A 16,638-nucleotide genomic window follows, 5' to 3' on the forward strand; every position below is an offset into this window, starting at 1 on the left:
GGTCGCCGCATGCAGTCAGCTCGCTTCGATCAACGCCTCGACGATCGCGGCCTGGCGGGCGAAATAGCGTCCGTTCGACGGCGGCGTCGGGTCGGAGGTCATCACCACCGTCATGTCGCGCTCTGGCACCACGAACAGAACCTGTCCGCCATACCCGCGCCCGTAGTGGGCCGTCACGCCGGCGAGCCTGGTGGTGAACCAGCCGTAGCCGTAGGCATCCCCGGTATAGACCGAACGGGTTCGCCCGCGCCAGCTGGCTTCGATCCAGTCGGCCGGAATAATCTGTCGATCATCGATCCTGCCACCACGACGGATCATTTCGCCGAAGGCCAGCAGCGCGCGCGGCGTCATGCCCATTTCGTTGCCGCCGAAATAGATGCCCTGGGGATCGCGCGTCCAGGGCGGAATATCGATACCCAGCGGCTCCCCGAGCCAGTCGCGCATGAGTGCCAACGTACTGCGCCCGCTCGCCCGGGTGAGAATCGCGGACAGAACGTGGCTGTTGCCGGTCGAATAGAGCATGCGCGTGCCGGGTTCGGCCACGATCGGGCGCTGCAGCGCGTTGGCCACCCAGTCACGACTGGCGACCCAGCTGCCGTAGTTCGCGCCCGAGGTGCGCTCCAGCCCGGACTGCATCGACAGCAGTTGGCCAACGGTGATCGTCGCCACCCGGGCATCCACGTTCTGCGGCATGCGCGGCCCCAGCAGCTCGCCGATCGGCTGGTTTACACCGTCGATCACGCCACGATCGATGGCCGCGCCGACCAGCGTGGCGATAAGCGTCTTCGACAACGACTTGATATTTGCGGTGGCGTCCACGCCGTGACCGCGATAACCGCGTGCGAGGACGGTGTTGCCATCGATGGCGACCAGAAAGCTGTGGGTTCGCGGCAACGCGCCAGCGCGTTCGGCAATCGACTCCAGCGATGTCGTATCGATCGCAGCATTCGCGATGCCGGCGCAGAGCATCAGAGCGTAGATAGCGCCGGCGCGCGTGAGTCGGGGCACGAGCCGCCGCCAGTTTCTGGAGATGATTTTCAGCATGGGCTTGTCGCAATCCCTTTTTGGCGCCAAAAGCTGCACCGACTGCGGCCCGGCGCGCTTTTTGTTCAGTGCTATGGTGCAGGAAAGCGCCGAGGCGTATCGCCGCATACGCGTACCCGGCGCAACGATCGAAACCTTCACCGATTCGGGAGATTGCCATGGAACGTGTATTCATCAGCCGCGTTATTCGCGCCGATGCCGATGTGGTCTGGACTCTGCTGCGCGACTTCAACGGCATGCCGGACTGGCATCCGGCGATCATCGACAGCGAAATCGAGCACGGACGCGAAGGCGATGCCGTGGGCTGTGTGCGCAGCTTTCACCTCGCCGACGGCGGTCATATCCGCGAGCGGCTCACCGCGCTATCGGATGCCGACCGGCATATGCGCTACGCGATTCTCGAATCGCCCATGCCGGTGAACGGCTACGATGCGACCATCGACGTGATCCCGATCACCGAAGAGGCCGCCAGCCTCGTGGTCTGGAAGGCCGAGTTCGAAGTGGCGGCCGAAGACGCCGCTGCCACGATCGATACCGTGGCCGACGGCGTATTCCGTACCGGCCTGGACGCCGTGGCGAAACGCCTGGAGTGAGAACGCTCCGCCCGCAACCACCAGCCCCCAGACGCACCGGCCGGTTCCTGCGATGCGGGCTTTCACGCGTCGAATCGACTACGCCGCGTCCGGTGTTCGATTGCGTATGGCCAAACCAAGCCGGCTAGTCCTGCGGCAGCGCGTAAACGACCACCTGATCGCCGACTTGATCCTTGAGGATCGTATTGCCACCGGCAACGAAGGCCACGTACTGACGACCCTGGTATTCATAGACCGACGGATTGGCCACCGCCGGCGCCTGGGCCTGATCGGACCAGAGCTGCTCGCCGGTGGCCAGCGAGAAGGCACGCAGCTTGGCGTCCATCGATGCGCCGATGAACACCACGCCCCCGGCGGTCACCGCCGGGCCGCCGATGGTGGGCGAGCCCCATTTTTCCGGCATGAAGAAACCGTACTTCTGGGAGGCACCCACCGGGCGGCGCCATTTCACGTCGCCGGTATGCATGTCCAGGGCCACGAGTTCACCAAACGGCGGCTGCCAGCACGGCATGCCCAGCCAGTTCATCGCCACATTCAGGCGCATGCCGTAAGGCGCCCCGCTCTGGGGCGAAAACCCGCTTTCATTGCCCGAGCCGGTATCGGCCTGTTCATACGCTTCGCGCTCGTAGAGCTTGACGTACTGCACGATATGCGAGGTATTCACGATCGCGGTCTGGCTGGCAGGGTCGAAGGCCACACCGCCCCATTGCACGCCGCCGGAACTGTCCGGATAGGCCATCGCGCCCTCGCCCTTTGTTGTGGGCGGTGTATACATGCCCCGGTAGTCGAGCTGGTCCCACAGCCGTGAGCACTGGCCGCCGCCGACGATGTCGGCGAGTTTCCAGACCGGCGGTTTTGTCGTCTGGTCGAGCAATGGTGCGGGCTTGGTCGGGAACGGCTGGGTGGGCGAATAGATCTCGCCGGCGACCGAACCGTCGCCGGCAGGCACCGCGCGTTCCTCGATCGGCCATACGTCTTCGCCGGTCTTGCGATTGACCACGAACAGAAAACCCATCTTGGTCGCCTGGACCAGGGCCGGGATGTTTTCGCCATCCACGGTGATGTCCATGAGCGTGGGCGCGGCGTTGATATCGTAATCCCAGATATCGTGATGCACCCATTGGCGCGACCATACGACCTCGCCCGTATCGAGATCCAGCGCGGTGGTCGAGGTCGCCAGCGGCGCCTTTTCCTGGCGATTGCCGCCCCAGAAATTCGGCGACGGCGACGATACCGGCACATACACCAGCCCGAGTTCTTCATCGGCCGACATATGCGTCCACACGTTGGCCGTGCCGCTCTTCTTGCGCATGTCGTCGGAAAGCGCCTGGAACGTCCATTCGCGCTCGCCGGTACGGGCATTGATCGAGAACACCGTGCCGGGCGGGGCCTGTTCGAAGGCCCAGTCCTTGCCGGCCCAGCCAAGCAGCAGATGATCGCCAACCACGGTGGGCGGCTGCAGCAGCGACAGCGGCCACTTGGCGTGGGTGTCGTTCCACTGATTGACGTTGAGCACGCCGTGATCGGCAAAACCCTCGCATTTTTCGCCGGTATCGGCATCGAGCGCGAACAGGCGTGCGTCCATCGTGCCCATGTAGACGATCTTCTGACAGGCCTTGCCCGGCACCGGCTGTTCGGCCGCCCAGTAGGATACGCCCCGGTTCTTGAGCACCGGCTGGGTCAAGGCCTGCTTCTTGGTGTGGGTATCGAACGTCCACTTCGGTTCGCCGGTGGCCGGATCGAGGGCGATCAGTCGATAGAACGGCGTGCCGATATAGAGCGTGTCGTTGGCAAAGATCGGCGTCGCCGACCAGACCGTCGCCGGCGTATCGCCACTGCCATCGGAGACGTCGCCGGTATGAAATTCCCAGACCTTTTCGAGCCCGGCGACGTTGTCCGCGGTGATCTGGCTCAGCGGGCTGTATTTCTGTGCGTTGAGCTGGCCATGAAAACTGTCCCAGGTGGACTCGGCGGGCACCAGCGACGCGGGCGTGTTCGCGGCAACAGGCACGGTGCCCGAAGCCTTACCCTCGGGCGCGCCCGTCTGGCGTGCCGCGGCGTTGTTACCACAAGCTGCAAGCAGCGCGAGCGCCGCGCCGATGGCTGCGGCACGCAGTACGGCATACGCGTTGGTACTCATGAGTGCACCGCCTTGCGGCCGCGCTGCGGCGCCAGCGTATCCACGAGCAAGCCGATCAACCCGACGCCCATGGCCATGCAGAGCCACCATTCGTGCAGGAGCGCGCCAGCAAACGCGTTGCCGACCAATCCGATCAACGTCACCGCCACCAGAACGCCCTGGCCGGGCCGCCGAGCGAGCAGCAGCGACAATACGACCAGCACGGCGCTCACGCCAATCGCGGCAAGCGCGCCCAGCGTCTCTGTGACGCCGGTCAGCGGCGCAAAATAGGAATAAACCGCGACGCCGAACCCGGCGAGGACTGCGACAAGAAGCAGCACGGCACCCAAACGGGCCGTGCGATCGGGTGAGGACATGGGAACCGCCGTCTGCGAAAAGCCAGGGCCAACGCGGTCACGCCCGCCCAATAGATGCATAACGCATATATTACATCGGCGCGCCAGCCACTGGCCAGCCGGCGGCTAGCGCCGAGAGCGCCGCAGCTCGCCACGCAGCGCGATCAACAGGCAGATCATCGAACAGGCGCCGGGTGGCTCAAGCCGACATGCGCGCGGCCGAGCGGCCATCATCGGGCATGGTCCGGCCCAGAAAGTGCCGCGCATAGCGCGGCGTCAGCCGGTTGAGATCGAGATGCATGAACACGTCGGCCACGTTGAAGTCCGGGTCGTAACACGGCGGCCCGCCGACACAGGCCCCGACACGCAGATAGGCCTTGATCAGCGGTGGTAGGCGCACGGCACGCTCAAGCGGCGCGTCCGCGGGCGGCAGCGCGAGGCGCGGTCGCACGCAACGATGCCGCTCGGCCGGCTGGCGGGCCCAGATCTGGCGATAGGTCGCATGGGCCAGCGCCAGACCGTCGCGTAGATCGATACTCGCACAGCCAATGAGGTGATCGTAGCGATCGGCACGAATCAGATCGGCGATACCGCTCCAGAGCACCGCCATCGCCGGACTGCGCCGATACTCTTCGGCAACACAGGTACGGCCGATTTCGAGGAAGCGCCCCTGGCAGGTGAGCACTGCGTCGAGCTCGAATTCGCTGGACGAATAAAAGCCGCCGGCGGCGACGGCTGCTTCGTGCGTGAGCACCCGGGTGCTGGCAACCGCGCGCCCATCGCGGGCATCACGAACCAGCAGATGCAGGCAGAAGGCGTCCATGGCATCGGCTTCGAGGCCACTGCCGGCCAGCGTGGCCTGGGCGCCCATTTCCTGTACGAATACGCGATAGCGCAGGGCCAGGCTGTCGTCGATCTCGTTCTGGGTCCGGGCAAAGCTGTAGTAGAAACGGGCACCGCGCTCCTGCGCTGCTTGTTTGGTCGTCGTTGCGGTCATGGCGGGCATCTCGATCGCGAATCAACGACCGCGATTCTCCGAGCCCTGTGTGATACGCAAATGACCCAACGGTGACGCCTGTATGACGCAGCGGAATGTAACGATTGCGTCATTTCAAGCTGCTATCCAGTAGCGATAACGCTCGCTCCAGGACAGCAACATGTCGGATACCAGCCTGCTACTGAGGCTATGGCTGACCAAGCCGCGCCAGATCGCCACCTGGACGCCGACCGGGCGCGCCGTGGCCCAGGCTTTTGTGGATGCGCTGGACGCCGCCCCCGGTGAGGGCCACATCGTCGAGCTCGGCGCCGGCACCGGTCCGATTACCGCCGCCATGCTGGAGGCCGGCATCGATCGCCGCCGGCTGTGCGTGGTCGAATACGACAACGACCTCGTTGCCCTGCTGCGGCAACGCTTTGGGCATGGCGGCATCGTCCAGGGCGACGCCCGGGCGCTGGATTCACTGTTTGCCCAACAGGGTATCGACCAGGTGGCCGCGATCGTATCCACCCTGCCGATCCTGCATTTTTCCCGCGCCGATCAGCGCCGCGTGCTCGACGGCTGCTTCGCACGCGCCCTGCCCGGCACGCTTTTCACCCAGATCACCTACCTGCCCGGCTCGCCCGTGCGCCAGCGGGCGCTGGAGCGCTGGGGCTATCGCGCCGACCGCTTTCGGCGGGTCGCACTTAACTGGCCGCCAGCGACGCTGTGGCAGTATCGGCCCGACGTCGGCCTGTAACCCCGCCCGAACGCCACGCGCAGCAACGTTGAACGATCGCTTGCACGATCGTTCAAGATCGCCTTGACGTGTCCGCTTCAAGCTTGTCGATACCCGTCCGCCTGTTCGTCGACACGCCATGGAAATCGCGATCTATACCTTCTGCGTGATGTATTCGCCGGGGCCAGTCAACCTGCTTGCCTTCAACACGGCCCTGCACCGCCCGCCGGCCACGCTGGCCGGCTATTGCGTCGGCGTGGGCGTGGCCATGCTGAGTGTATTCCTGGTGTTGGGTTACACCGGTGCGGCCCTCGTTCGCGACGCCCTGCTACCGTGGCTGGCCGGCGCCGGCAGCGCCTATATCCTTTATCTCGCCTATCATCTTTTTACCGCGGACACGAACGCGGCGAAGGCGGCCGAACCCGCCACCGAGCTGCGTTTTCGCCAGGGCTATTGCCTGCAGCTGCTCAACCCCAAGGGCTGGGTGCTGGTGCTGCCGGTAACGACGCTCATGTTTCCGGCCGCCGGACTGAGCGGCCTCGGCATACTCGCCTGTGCTCTGCTTATTTCGCTGGGTGCTGTTGGCGCGCCGGCCTGCTATGCACTGCTCGGTCGGCTTGCCGGCGCGCGCATCCATCACCGCCGCACGCTGGTCATCGCCAACAAGGTGATGGCCCTGTGCCTGGTCGCCGTGGCCGCTTCAATCGCTTACGATTTCTTTATCGCCACCGGCAACGGCATCGCATGAGCGCCGCCACCTACCAACACGACTGGTTCATCCACTCGCCCACGCCGCGCCTCGACCGCATCGAGGCCTATTTCGGCAACCATGCCTACGACCCGCATCGGCACGATACCTATGCGATCGGGGTCACCCTGGCGGGGGTGCAGAGCTTTCATTACCGCGGCTCGCATCGACACAGTCTGCCCGGGCGCACGATCGTGATTCATCCGGACGAAGTGCACGACGGTCATGCCGGCGATATTCACGGCTTTCGCTACCGCATGGTCTATGTTCCGCCGACCGTGTTCCAGGACATGCTCGGCGGTCAGCCGCTGCCGTTTCTGCCGGGCGGCATTACCACCGATGCCCGTATGGCCGAGAGCGTGCTGCGGCTGCTGCGCCCTATCGACGACCCGCTCGAATCGTTCGAGGAAGACGATGCCCTGTTCGATCTGATCCGTGCCATGAACGCGCTGGCGGGCACCCAAACCAAACCGCGGCGGGTCGATACCGTGTCCGCACAGCGTGCACGCGCGTTCATCGATGACAGCCCACAGGGGCGCATCACCCTCGATCAGCTCGAGGCCGTGACCGGGCAGAACCGCTGGCGGCTGTCGCGGGATTTTCGGGTGCTGTTCGGCACCAGCCCCTATCGTTACCTGACCATGCGACGCCTGGAGCGCTGCAAACGCAGTCTGGATGCCGGCCACGGGCTGGCCGATGCATCGCTGGCGGCCGGCTTCGCCGACCAGAGCCATATGACCCGACAGTTTCGCGATGCCTACGGCATTTCGCCTGGTCGCTGGCTCAAGCTCACCGCCCAGGCCAGCGGCCAAAGCCGCGAGCGCGGTTAGCGCAGTGCCAGTTCGCCGTATTCGAGAATGCTCGGAATCACGATTTCCTCTTCATCAGCCAGGTGCTGTGTAACCAGCAGCAACAGACGGTCCGCGCGCTCGGCATAGGCATCCACGCCGTAGCGCGCGTCGTCGCCCACCGCGAACGCCTGCAGCAACGACTGGGCGCTAGCTACGACCGACAGCAGCTGTTCGTGAATGATTTCATGATCGTTCTCCAGCAGATCGAAGCCGTAGATCAGGCGCTTGTCGAGGTTTCGAAATCGGGGAAAGTAATGGGCATCCTCGATTCGGTGATGCCCTTCCAGATGCTGGAGATAGGCCCGCAGGCGCGGCGCGAACGCGCGCTCAAACGCCGCGATGTCGGTGCGCCCCTCGCGAAAATCCTCGCTAACCCGGGCCAGGGCGCCGCCCTCGGCGCGCAGCGCATCGTGAACCTGCAGCCAGAATGCGGCCAGTTCGCCGTAATTGGCGTGCGCCGGCCATTGCGGTACCGGATACTTTGCCCGCAACAGCGCGATCTCGGCCGGTAGCGCGGCGCGTTGATCCAAGCGCAGGTCGTCGGAAATCGTGTGCATCACGCAATGATAACGCGAAGCCGCAGGCGCTTTGCCGGCGCACAGCAACACGTCTGCAGGCCCGGGCCCGACAGGCGCAGCCTGCCGGGCTCGGTCCAAAGGCTTAGTCGGCCTGAATCGGCGGGATGATGCGTTCGGCAGCCAGCCGATCGAACAGATCGAAGAACGACGCGCGCGTTTCACGATGATCCATGAAGCCGAAGTTGCGCGACTTGTTGATATCGTTCACGCATTCCTGCTCGCGACCCAGATCGCCGTCGCTGTGCCACCAGGACGCGAGGCGGCCGATATCCGACTCCACCAGGCCGTGGGTTTCGGCCAGTTCGGCCCAGGTGGATTCGATACCCTCCATCTGCTGCTCAAGCGGATGCGGCGTTTCGTCCGGACCCTCGGCCTCGAGCCCGAAGTATTCGCCGATCTCCCGCCACAGACGACGCCAGCGAAACACATCGCCGTTGACCGAATTGAATGCCTGATTCTGGGTGCCGGGCGAAATGGCCGCCCATTCCATCTGCCGTGCCAGCAGCAACGCATCGGTGAGGTCGGTGAGCGCGTTCCACTGCGTCTGCGAACCGGGGAACTTGAACGCACGACCGGTGGCCTTGCAGATCGACGCATAGGCCGCGAGCGTCACGCCCATGTTCATGGCATTGCCACGCGCATAGCCGATCAGGGTATGCGGTCGATGCACGTTCCAGCTCAAACCATAACGCCGGGCGTTTTCGAACAGAATATCCTCGAGTACATAGTAGAAGTTGGGCCCCGGCACACGTTCGGCGGATTCACGAAACGGCGTTTCCACGTTGCCGCTGCCGTAGGCTTCGAACGAACCGAGATACTGCTTGGTGCCGGTCACCAGCGACGCATGGCGCAGTTTCGTTTCGTCCAGCGCGTCGAACAGGTTGCGCATCATCGCGCCGTTGGCTTTTTCGTTTTCCGCCTCGGAGTCGCGAGCGGTCCACGTGCAGAAGAACACATGGGTGATCTTGAGGCCGGCCAGCGCTTTCGCCGTGGCCGGCGCGTCGAGCAGATCGGCCTGGACGGGGATGACACCGCCGGTATCGGCCGGCCGCCGCGACAGGCCATAGACGGTCCAGCCGCTGGCCGCGAGATAAGCGGCAAGATTACCACCGACGATGCCGGTGGCACCGACGACGAGCGCGGTTCCTTTTTGCATGATAGAGCCTCTTGTAGCGATGCAGCAGGAGCTGCTTGAGTAACGTGCCCAGTATCCGGCCTGTGCGACTTGCTACAATCGATAACTTCGCAATTGGTTATTGCATGAAACGCAATGCACTCGATCTCAATGCCCTGCGGCTGCTGCAGACGGTGACCGAAACCGGCAGCTTCACCGCGGCCGCGCAACGAAGCCAGCGCTCGGTATCCGCCGTATCGCGGGAGATCGCCGCGTTCGAACGGGCGCTGGGCCAGCGCCTGTTCTATCGACACACGCGGGCGGTATCGCTTACCGAAGCCGGTCGGCTCTATCTCGACGCGGTGCGGCCTCTGGTCGAACAGATCGATACCGCCACCGAAACGTTGTTCAGCGACGAGGCCGAGCCCGCGGGCGTACTCAGCGTGAATGCGCCGGTTGCCTTCGGCCAGCGGCAGCTCATGGCGCTCGTGGGCAGCTTTCAGGCGCGCTATCGCCAGATCCGCGTCGACCTGCGCCTTTCCGACCGCTTCGAGGATCCGGTACGCCGCGCCCACGACGTCACCTTCCGGGTCGGCCAGCCCGCCGACTCCGCTCTGATCGCACGTCCGCTCGCACCGATGCGGTATATCGTCGCGGGCGCGCCGAGCTATCTTTCGCAACACGCCGCGCCGCAAACCCCCACCGACCTGCTGGCCCATGCCTGCCTGCGTTACCAGGGTGACTACGGCCGCCAGCAGTGGTACTGGCGCTCACATGCCGACGCTGCCTATACGCCGCTGACCGTCGATGGCCCTCTCTATAGCGACGACGCCGTCAGCCTGCGCGAAGCCGCGCTGGCGGGCAGCGGCCTCGTGCTCTTCCCAAGCTGGTTGATCGACCGCGAGCTGGCCGCCGGCACGCTCGTCCCGCTGCTCGAAGACTGGCAATGGGAAGTCACGCCGCAGCAACGATTGATTTACATGTTGTATGCCGAGCGCGAGCTCGCCCCGCCCAAGACACGCGCCTTCGTCAATCACGTGCTCGAACAGATCGGCGACCCGCCGCTCTGGGATCGCTGGCGGAGCGTAACCCGCTAACGCTTTCCCCTTGCCAGCGGCCGCCAACCAGGCGCGTTGCACGAGCGCGCATGAAAAGCGCCCGCCGCATCTGCCGGCTCCAGAAAAACGCCCGTAACGACAGGCGATGTGTTGCGCGCCATGTATTGCACCGGCGCGTGAAGCATCCTGCTATGATCCTTGGACGGGGCCGGGGACCACGGTATAAGCATGCCGCAGGCATATATCGCCATGGGCGCAGACACAGCGTCTTCTTTGGGCGCATGGGCGCTGTGGCTGAAAATTCTAACCGCGGGCGCGACTTTGGCGTTGACCGCGGTGCTGGTCGTGCTGACGCTGTCGTTATACAAGCGTCGCGATCAGTATGCGCCGACCGCCCTGCATTTCACGATCGCAAATTTCTTTGCCGCCGGCTATATCGTGGCCGATACCGTAGTCATCGTCGCGACGATGCTGGCTCGGGACGATGTGGTACAGCTCGCCTACCGCACCGCCATCGCCGTACTCCCGCTCGCGCTGGCGGCTTATTTCTTCGTCTACCGCTGCATGACGCATGAGGGCTGGCCCGCGCGTCGGCTGCTCGTCGAGGTCTACGGCGTTGGTCTGTGTGCTGCCCTGTTGCCGTGGTTCGACAACGCCTATCTGGTGGTGGCCAGCGAACAGCTCACGATTACCCGGGCCAACATATTTCTCGACTACGGCGCGGGCGCGGCGCCCTTCTTCGCGGGCTGTCTGGCCGTGTTTGCCGTCGTCAGCTACCGCATATTGCGGCACGCCCCGGCCCGCAAGAGTGCGGGCATCTCGCTAGTAACCGGTTTCGGATTTGCCGTGTTCCTGCTCTGCGGCATACACGACGCCTTGCGTGAACTCGGCCTGTCGCTGCTGCCCATGGATACGCTGGCGCTGGCCGCCGTGCTGTTTCAGACCTTTGCCTGTGCGGTGATGGTCTGGCACTACTCGGTGACCCTCGGCGAGCAGCGCAGCCAATACGCCCAGCTCAGGTCTGTCACCGACCGCGCCAATCGCGACGCGCTGTCGGGCCTTTATAACCGCTGCTACCTTGAAGACTATATGGCCCGCGGGGGCGCGCAAGCTCGCGGCGGCCTGCTGTTCGTTGACCTCGATCACTTCAAGAAGATCAACGACGACTACGGCCATACAACCGGCGACCGGCTGATCCAGACGGTGGCCCAGTGTATGCGCGAGGCCACGCGCGAACGCGATATCGTGTGCCGCTGGGGCGGCGACGAGTTCCTGGTGCTGCTCGAGCTCGGGGCCGAGAACGATGCCACCAATCCGGCCATCGAGCGTCTCGTGCGGGCCCTCGACCAGACCCGTATCGATGGTATAGACGGCCTCAAGCTGAGCGCCAGCATGGGCTATGCGGAATTCGAGAAGGGCCAGTGGCGCGAAGCCCTGAATCGGGCCGACGTCGCCCTCTACGAGGCAAAGCGTGGCGGTCGCTGCCGGGTGAGTATCGCCAGTTAATTTCGCGGCCTGGTTACCGGCCTTTCCCCGCTTGCCAGCCCGGGCCACATGCGGCCTGCTAAACCACAGGGCAGACTGCAAAATACCGGCAACGGACATTTCTAGCAGCAAACCAGGGAGCGCCGGCCGTGATTATCACAAGGGGAGCACGCATGCGGCCGATCAAGCCCAGCCAACCTGACGAGCAGGGCATTGGCAACACGAACTCGTTGCCGAATGTCGCTTGGCCGGCGAACATTCGGCGGCCGGCACGAGCATACGCATGAACGCCCCGATCGGTCCGGACGACTCCCTATCCTTTCACCGGCATCGGCGCGCGTTGCTGCTGGTGCTGCTCGCGTTTACCGCGCTGTTCGGCATTTTTTTCATCGTCATCAACTTCTTCGCCGGCAAATACATGTTGATGGCCGTCGAAGTCGCCGTCTCGACCTTTGCGCTGGCTCTGCTACCCGTCGTTAGGCGTACGCCACGTCTTCAACGCTGGTCTGTGGGGTATCTGATCGTACTGTATAGCGGTGTGAGCTATGCGCTGATCACACCCGAAACCTCGGTATCGGTCTTCGGCTGGGTTCTACTCATGCCCGTGGTTGCGCATCTGTTGATCGGACGTTTGTGGGGCGGCGTGCTATGCGCGGTATTCGTGCCGCTGGCAGCGGCCATATTCATCTGGCGTTTCGGTACCGATCCGGTATTTGCCAATCCTGGATCGATCGCGAACATGGTTACGATCACCTGCTGTAGCTATCTGTTGTCGTACGTATACGAAGGCAGCCGGGGCGAGGCCGAACGCCGCCTGCGGCGTATGGCCTCGACGGATGCCCTGACCGGTTTGCCGAATCGCATCCGCCTTGAACAGATCTATGCGCGCCATATGACCGCCACCCGACTGCCAATGGCCATGCTCATGGTCGATCTTGATCACTTCAAACGCATTAACGACAACCATGGCCACCGGGCAGGCGATAAAGTATTACGCGCCGTAGCCAAGGCCATGAAAGGACAGATGCGCGATGCCGATTTCGTCTTCCGGCTCGGTGGTGAAGAGTTCTGCATCCTGTTACCCGACACGGATTTTTGCGCCGCGCGCCAGCTGGCCGAACGCACCCGCACCGCCATCGAAGCGCTTGCGTGTCACGATTGCGAGGTGGTATTGCGCTTGACTGCGAGTATCGGTATTGCCGTCAGCCGCGACGCCGATGAGCCGCTTGATAACCTGCTCCACGCGGCCGATCAGAACCTCTACCGCGCCAAGCTCGGCGGGCGCAACCAAGTCATCGGTTGAGCGGTACGTCGCGAGTCGGCACGTTGCAGAACCGCTGCACTCCAGCTTGCGAATCGGCCTGCGGCAACGTAGAAATTGCACGTCTATTCGCTTGCGAGCCGGTCGTAGCCCATGAGTTATCGTATCGAAATCGACAGCGCCGATGGCCGTATCGACGCCCATGTTTTTACGCCCGCCGACGCGCCTGGCGCCCTGCCCGCGGTCATCCTCCTCACCGACATCGGCGGACTGCGCCCCTGCTATCACGAGAAAGCCCAGATCGTGGCCGACGGCGGTTATGCGGTGCTCCTGCCCAACGTCTATTATCGCCATGGCCACGGTGCGGTCGTTCCCGAAGGCAAGTCTTTTCGCGATGAAGACGTCCGTCCCACGCTGTTCAAATACGCCGCCCAGCTGACCCCTGCAGCACAACGCCAGGACTTTGCCGCCTGGCTATCGGCTGTCGACGACGCCCCCGAGTTCGATTCGGCTACCGTGGGTGTTGTCGGCTACTGCATGACCGGCGCCTTCGCCCTGCGCATGGCGGCCTGGCACCCGGAACGCATCACCGCGGCCGCGGGTTTCCACTCCGCGAATCTTGCCAGGGCAGACGATCCGGACAGCCCCATTCACGACGTGGAATCGATTCAGGCACAGCTATATTTCGGGCATGCCGACGGCGATACGTTGTTGCCACCCGAGCAGATCGCACGGCTCGACCAGGCCCTGGCCGAAGCCGGCGTGCATTTCTGTACCGAACTCTACAAAGGTGCCGGCCACGGCTATACCGCAAAGGATGCGCCCGTCTACGACGCCCGTGCCGATGCGCGTCATTTCAAACGGCTATTGACCCTGTTCGAAGAATGTCTGGGCAAGGCCGCCTAGAACTTGCCGTGGCAAGGCTGGGCAGGCGCAATGGCCGGGCGTTCTTGAATCGAATCATATTGCGCACAACATTCATCCACGAATAACTCAGAAACAGGATCACGACATGGCAGTAGACAAGGTTCTTTATCGGGCCCAGGCCACGGCGACAGGCGGACGCGACGGCCGAGCAACCGGCGCCGACAACGAGTTCGATCTCAAACTGGATACACCGAAAGCTCTGGGCGGCGCCGGCGGCGACGGCACCAATCCCGAGCAGCTGTTCGCGGCCGGTTACTCGGCCTGCTTCATTGGCGCGATGAAGGTGGTGGCCGGCAAACAGAAAGTGTCACTGCCCAAGGACACGAGCGTGACCGGCGACGTGGGCATCGGGCCCTCCGGCGAGGCCTTCGGCATTGAGGTCACACTCAATATCTCGCTGCCGGGCATGGACAAGGGTGAGGCCGACAAGCTGGTCGAGGCGGCCCATCAGGTCTGCCCCTATTCCAACGCCACGCGCGGCAATATTGACGTCACGCTCGACGTTCAGGTCTAGCTCAGCCGACGTCAATAAAATACGCGGTAAACGTGCGTCGCCGATGACGACGCGCGCCCCGGGCGGTTCGCGATCCACGAGCCGCCCGTTTTGTTACGTATTGTGCAGCGTGCGAAATCGCGCGATGATACGTTTTGAACTATCTGACCCGAATACGGAATATCCGGCTTCTTTGACGTTCAGTCATGGATGAAGCGATGAAAACGCACGCCTTTGCTCGTTCCCGAAATATCGCCGCGCTGTCGTTGACGGTGGTCGGCGCGCTTGCCGCGGGCACCTGGTGGTACGGTAAGCAGTCACAGGAGCCGGCCGTTCCCGCGCCGCAGGGCTGGAGTGCTTCGCAACCGGGGCCGGTCGAACGGTCAGAACCCGCGGCGACAACGCCCGCGCCCAGCCCGGTGACAGAAATGACGCTGCGCCTAGACGGCGCGAATCGCCTCGTCGAGCATGAGCCTGCGCCGTCCCGGAAGACAGCAAAGCCTGCGCCCGCGGCCAAGAGCGTGGATGCTCAAACCAGCGACGCGTTTGTCGAGAACGACCCAAACGAGACACTGGACCTGAACGTCCAGAACGCATTCGACGCGCCCGATCATGCGGCGCGCGCTCAGGCCGCAGCCGCGACCACCAGGACCCGGCCCAACCCGCTGGATGTAAGCCAGTTTCAGAAGCAGGCGCCGGAAGTCGAAAGCTATAACCTGTTCAAGTCCGAATACGGCCTGCGCGGCTTCATGAAGCAGAACTGGATCAACCAGCGCGTTGCCCTGCTGGGTGGGCTTGGCCTGAATGACGACCGGCTGATCGAAAACGAAGACGACGACTTTCGCGACGATATCGCCTTCGGGATGGGGCTCATCGTCGCCTTTTAGGCGTGCTGTGATCGGCGCGCCCAGCCCGGCCCGAAAGCGCAGCGCGCGCCCGTTTCTACCGGCCCACGGCGGGCCCTCAGCGCTGAGCAGGCTGCGCGGACGTGAATAGCCGCAGCCCGATATACGCCATTGTCGACCCGCCCGAAGCCAGGCACATCACCGCGGCCATGGCCACGGCATCGCCGCCGAACGCGCCCACCGCCCAGGTCGCCACCGCGCCGCAGGAAAACTGCACCACGCCGAACAGTGCCGAGGCCGCACCCGCTGCATCCGGCGCCAGATCGAGCAAACCCGCAACCGTATTTGCGCCGGCCACACCGACCGTGGATAGCAGGAAAAACAAGGGTATCGCCACGCCCCAGAAGCCGCCGAATCCGGTCAGCGTGGTCGCCAGAAGCACCAGCGAACAGGCCATCGTGTTCAGCACGGCCACGCCCAGCAGCATGCGATAGCCGAGAAACATCACCAGCCGGCCGTTGCTGGCGGTGCCGATGAGCATGGCGAAGACATTGGCGCCGAAATAAAAGCCGAACAGGGATTCGTCGATCCCGAACTGTTCGATATAGACGAACGAACTGGCCGCGACGTACGAGAACAGCGCCCCGAACATCAGCCCGCCGCACAATAGAAACAGCGCGATCGGGCCGCGCCTGAGCAGCGCGAGGTAACCCGCGTACTGGGCCAGCAGGCTGCGATCGCGGATACGCCGCTGCGGCGGATGCGATTCCCCCAGCAGCACCGTCAACGCGACCAGACACATCAGCGCGTAAACGCAGAGCAGCCAGAAAATCCCCTGCCAGGCGGCGAACTTGAGCACCAGCCCACCCACAATGGGGGCCAGCAACGGCGCGGTGGCCATCACCATCACCACGAACGACATCACGCTCGCCGCCTTCGAGCCGTGGAAACGATCCCGTACGATCGCCCGCGACATGACCGGGCCGGCCGCCGCGCCAAAGCCCTGAACGGCACGCGCGGCAATCAGCATGCCGACCGACTCCGACAGGGCACAGGCGACGGAGGCGACCAGATACAGGCCGAGGCCGAAATACAGTATCGGCCGCCGCCCGTAGCGATCGGAGAGCGGACCGTAGGTCAACTGGCCGGCCGCCAGACCCAGGAAGAACAGACTCAGGCTGTACTGTACGTACGCCGGATCGACCGCGAACTCGCGAGCCAGGCCCGGCATCGCCGGCAGGTACATATCGATCGACAACGGCGTAACCGCGGTCAGCATGCCGAGTACGGCAATGAATACGAAATATGCCGCGCGGCTTTCGAGGGACGTGGCCATGCAGGCGGCTCCTTGGGATGCGGGGCGCCGGCAGCGCCGCAGGCGCGGCGGCAGGGTCAGCCCGCTGGGGCGCGCCGGATTATTAACCCGGCCCTAAGATAGATTATTCAATCGT

At 63.9% G+C, this 16,638-nt stretch carries 17 protein-coding genes; 10 read left to right on the top strand and 7 right to left on the bottom strand.

Going from position 1 to position 16,638, the window contains the following annotated elements; translation table 11 throughout:
• Positions 1-15 precede the first annotated feature (15 nt).
• Positions 16-1,008 carry a serine hydrolase domain-containing protein gene (locus C84B14_RS14220; protein ID WP_353225056.1) on the bottom strand — a complete coding sequence of 331 codons (993 nt, stop codon included), beginning with the start codon at positions 1,006-1,008 and terminating at the stop codon, positions 16-18.
• Between the two features lie 194 nt (positions 1,009-1,202).
• On the opposite strand from C84B14_RS14220, the gene C84B14_RS14225 reads away from it, so the two are divergent.
• The gene (locus C84B14_RS14225; RefSeq protein ID WP_353225058.1) at positions 1,203-1,637 is read left to right on the top strand and encodes an SRPBCC family protein; all 435 of its coding nucleotides are present in this window, start codon (positions 1,203-1,205) and stop codon (positions 1,635-1,637) included.
• A gap of 124 nt (positions 1,638-1,761) precedes the next feature.
• On the opposite strand, the gene C84B14_RS14230 is transcribed toward C84B14_RS14225, so the two are convergent.
• The 3 genes from C84B14_RS14230 to C84B14_RS14240 all read right to left on the bottom strand — a co-directional run bounded on the left by C84B14_RS14230 (position 1,762) and on the right by C84B14_RS14240 (position 5,109).
• Positions 1,762-3,777 carry a pyrroloquinoline quinone-dependent dehydrogenase gene (locus tag C84B14_RS14230; RefSeq protein WP_353225060.1) on the bottom strand — a complete coding sequence of 672 codons (2,016 nt, stop codon included), beginning with the start codon at positions 3,775-3,777 and terminating at the stop codon, positions 1,762-1,764.
• A complete protein-coding gene (locus C84B14_RS14235) occupies positions 3,774-4,097 on the bottom strand; it encodes a hypothetical protein (protein ID WP_353225153.1) in 324 nt (107 codons plus the stop codon). Before C84B14_RS14235 ends, C84B14_RS14230 begins: the two co-directional genes overlap by 4 nt.
• Positions 4,098-4,311: 214 nt before the next feature.
• The gene (locus C84B14_RS14240) at positions 4,312-5,109 is read right to left on the bottom strand and encodes a GNAT family N-acetyltransferase (RefSeq protein ID WP_353225062.1); all 798 of its coding nucleotides are present in this window, start codon (positions 5,107-5,109) and stop codon (positions 4,312-4,314) included.
• 160 nt (positions 5,110-5,269) lie between these two features.
• On the opposite strand from C84B14_RS14240, the gene C84B14_RS14245 reads away from it, so the two are divergent.
• From C84B14_RS14245 to C84B14_RS14255, 3 genes are all read left to right on the top strand, one after another.
• Positions 5,270-5,848 (top strand): class I SAM-dependent methyltransferase, encoded by a 579-nt coding sequence (locus tag C84B14_RS14245; RefSeq protein WP_348765858.1) that lies wholly within the window; start codon positions 5,270-5,272, stop codon positions 5,846-5,848.
• A 118-nt stretch (positions 5,849-5,966) separates the two neighbouring features.
• Positions 5,967-6,575, top strand: a complete 609-nt coding sequence (locus C84B14_RS14250; RefSeq protein WP_353225064.1) for a LysE family translocator — start codon at positions 5,967-5,969, stop codon at positions 6,573-6,575.
• Complete coding sequence (locus C84B14_RS14255) at positions 6,572-7,405, top strand: AraC family transcriptional regulator (RefSeq protein ID WP_353225066.1); 834 nt, start codon at positions 6,572-6,574, stop codon at positions 7,403-7,405. The genes C84B14_RS14250 and C84B14_RS14255 overlap by 4 nt, the downstream gene beginning before the upstream one ends.
• Here the strand turns inward: C84B14_RS14255 and C84B14_RS14260 are convergent.
• Complete coding sequence (locus C84B14_RS14260) at positions 7,402-7,983, bottom strand: hemerythrin domain-containing protein (protein ID WP_353225068.1); 582 nt, start codon at positions 7,981-7,983, stop codon at positions 7,402-7,404. The genes C84B14_RS14255 and C84B14_RS14260 overlap by 4 nt on opposite strands.
• A gap of 103 nt (positions 7,984-8,086) precedes the next feature.
• Positions 8,087-9,160, bottom strand: a complete 1,074-nt coding sequence (locus tag C84B14_RS14265) for an SDR family oxidoreductase (protein ID WP_353225070.1) — start codon at positions 9,158-9,160, stop codon at positions 8,087-8,089.
• 104 nt (positions 9,161-9,264) lie between these two features.
• On the opposite strand from C84B14_RS14265, the gene C84B14_RS14270 reads away from it, so the two are divergent.
• The 6 genes from C84B14_RS14270 to C84B14_RS14295 all read left to right on the top strand — a co-directional run bounded on the left by C84B14_RS14270 (position 9,265) and on the right by C84B14_RS14295 (position 15,229).
• The gene (locus C84B14_RS14270; protein WP_353225072.1) at positions 9,265-10,215 is read left to right on the top strand and encodes a LysR family transcriptional regulator; all 951 of its coding nucleotides are present in this window, start codon (positions 9,265-9,267) and stop codon (positions 10,213-10,215) included.
• A gap of 210 nt (positions 10,216-10,425) precedes the next feature.
• A complete protein-coding gene (locus C84B14_RS14275) occupies positions 10,426-11,682 on the top strand; it encodes a GGDEF domain-containing protein (protein WP_353225074.1) in 1,257 nt (418 codons plus the stop codon).
• 262 nt (positions 11,683-11,944) lie between these two features.
• Entirely contained in the window at positions 11,945-12,964 is a 1,020-nt protein-coding gene (locus C84B14_RS14280; RefSeq protein WP_353225076.1) for a GGDEF domain-containing protein, read from the top strand.
• A gap of 111 nt (positions 12,965-13,075) precedes the next feature.
• Positions 13,076-13,828, top strand: coding sequence for a dienelactone hydrolase family protein (locus C84B14_RS14285; protein ID WP_353225077.1), 753 nt, complete (start codon positions 13,076-13,078; stop codon positions 13,826-13,828).
• Between the two features lie 106 nt (positions 13,829-13,934).
• The gene (locus tag C84B14_RS14290; RefSeq protein ID WP_348766801.1) at positions 13,935-14,363 is read left to right on the top strand and encodes an organic hydroperoxide resistance protein; all 429 of its coding nucleotides are present in this window, start codon (positions 13,935-13,937) and stop codon (positions 14,361-14,363) included.
• A gap of 185 nt (positions 14,364-14,548) precedes the next feature.
• The gene (locus tag C84B14_RS14295; RefSeq protein ID WP_353225078.1) at positions 14,549-15,229 is read left to right on the top strand and encodes a hypothetical protein; all 681 of its coding nucleotides are present in this window, start codon (positions 14,549-14,551) and stop codon (positions 15,227-15,229) included.
• Positions 15,230-15,305: 76 nt separating this feature from the next.
• Here the strand turns inward: C84B14_RS14295 and C84B14_RS14300 are convergent, their stop codons facing one another.
• Positions 15,306-16,523: a Bcr/CflA family multidrug efflux MFS transporter gene (locus C84B14_RS14300; RefSeq protein ID WP_353225080.1), complete on the bottom strand. Its 1,218-nt coding sequence runs from the start codon at positions 16,521-16,523 to the stop codon at positions 15,306-15,308.
• Positions 16,524-16,638 lie beyond the last annotated feature (115 nt).

Origin of the sequence: Salinisphaera sp. C84B14, from assembly GCF_040361435.1 — a bacterium.
GTDB lineage: Bacteria > Pseudomonadota > Gammaproteobacteria > Nevskiales > Salinisphaeraceae > Salinisphaera.

Bases quoted from the DNA above. Each gene is read 5' to 3' on its own strand.
- C84B14_RS14245 (WP_348765858.1), top strand. From the start codon at position 5,270: ATGTCGGATACCAGCCTGCTACTGAGGCTATGGCTGACCAAGCCGCGC.
- C84B14_RS14280 (WP_353225076.1), top strand. From the start codon at position 11,945: ATGAACGCCCCGATCGGTCCGGACGACTCCCTATCCTTTCACCGGCAT.
- C84B14_RS14225 (WP_353225058.1), top strand. From the start codon at position 1,203: ATGGAACGTGTATTCATCAGCCGCGTTATTCGCGCCGATGCCGATGTG.
- C84B14_RS14250 (WP_353225064.1), top strand. From the start codon at position 5,967: ATGGAAATCGCGATCTATACCTTCTGCGTGATGTATTCGCCGGGGCCA.
- C84B14_RS14290 (WP_348766801.1), top strand. From the start codon at position 13,935: ATGGCAGTAGACAAGGTTCTTTATCGGGCCCAGGCCACGGCGACAGGC.
- C84B14_RS14260 (WP_353225068.1), bottom strand. From the start codon at position 7,983: ATGCACACGATTTCCGACGACCTGCGCTTGGATCAACGCGCCGCGCTA.
- C84B14_RS14300 (WP_353225080.1), bottom strand. From the start codon at position 16,523: ATGGCCACGTCCCTCGAAAGCCGCGCGGCATATTTCGTATTCATTGCC.
- C84B14_RS14255 (WP_353225066.1), top strand. From the start codon at position 6,572: ATGAGCGCCGCCACCTACCAACACGACTGGTTCATCCACTCGCCCACG.
- C84B14_RS14265 (WP_353225070.1), bottom strand. From the start codon at position 9,160: ATGCAAAAAGGAACCGCGCTCGTCGTCGGTGCCACCGGCATCGTCGGT.
- C84B14_RS14295 (WP_353225078.1), top strand. From the start codon at position 14,549: ATGGATGAAGCGATGAAAACGCACGCCTTTGCTCGTTCCCGAAATATC.
- C84B14_RS14240 (WP_353225062.1), bottom strand. From the start codon at position 5,109: ATGACCGCAACGACGACCAAACAAGCAGCGCAGGAGCGCGGTGCCCGT.
- C84B14_RS14285 (WP_353225077.1), top strand. From the start codon at position 13,076: ATGAGTTATCGTATCGAAATCGACAGCGCCGATGGCCGTATCGACGCC.
- C84B14_RS14230 (WP_353225060.1), bottom strand. From the start codon at position 3,777: ATGAGTACCAACGCGTATGCCGTACTGCGTGCCGCAGCCATCGGCGCG.
- C84B14_RS14275 (WP_353225074.1), top strand. From the start codon at position 10,426: ATGGGCGCAGACACAGCGTCTTCTTTGGGCGCATGGGCGCTGTGGCTG.
- C84B14_RS14270 (WP_353225072.1), top strand. From the start codon at position 9,265: ATGAAACGCAATGCACTCGATCTCAATGCCCTGCGGCTGCTGCAGACG.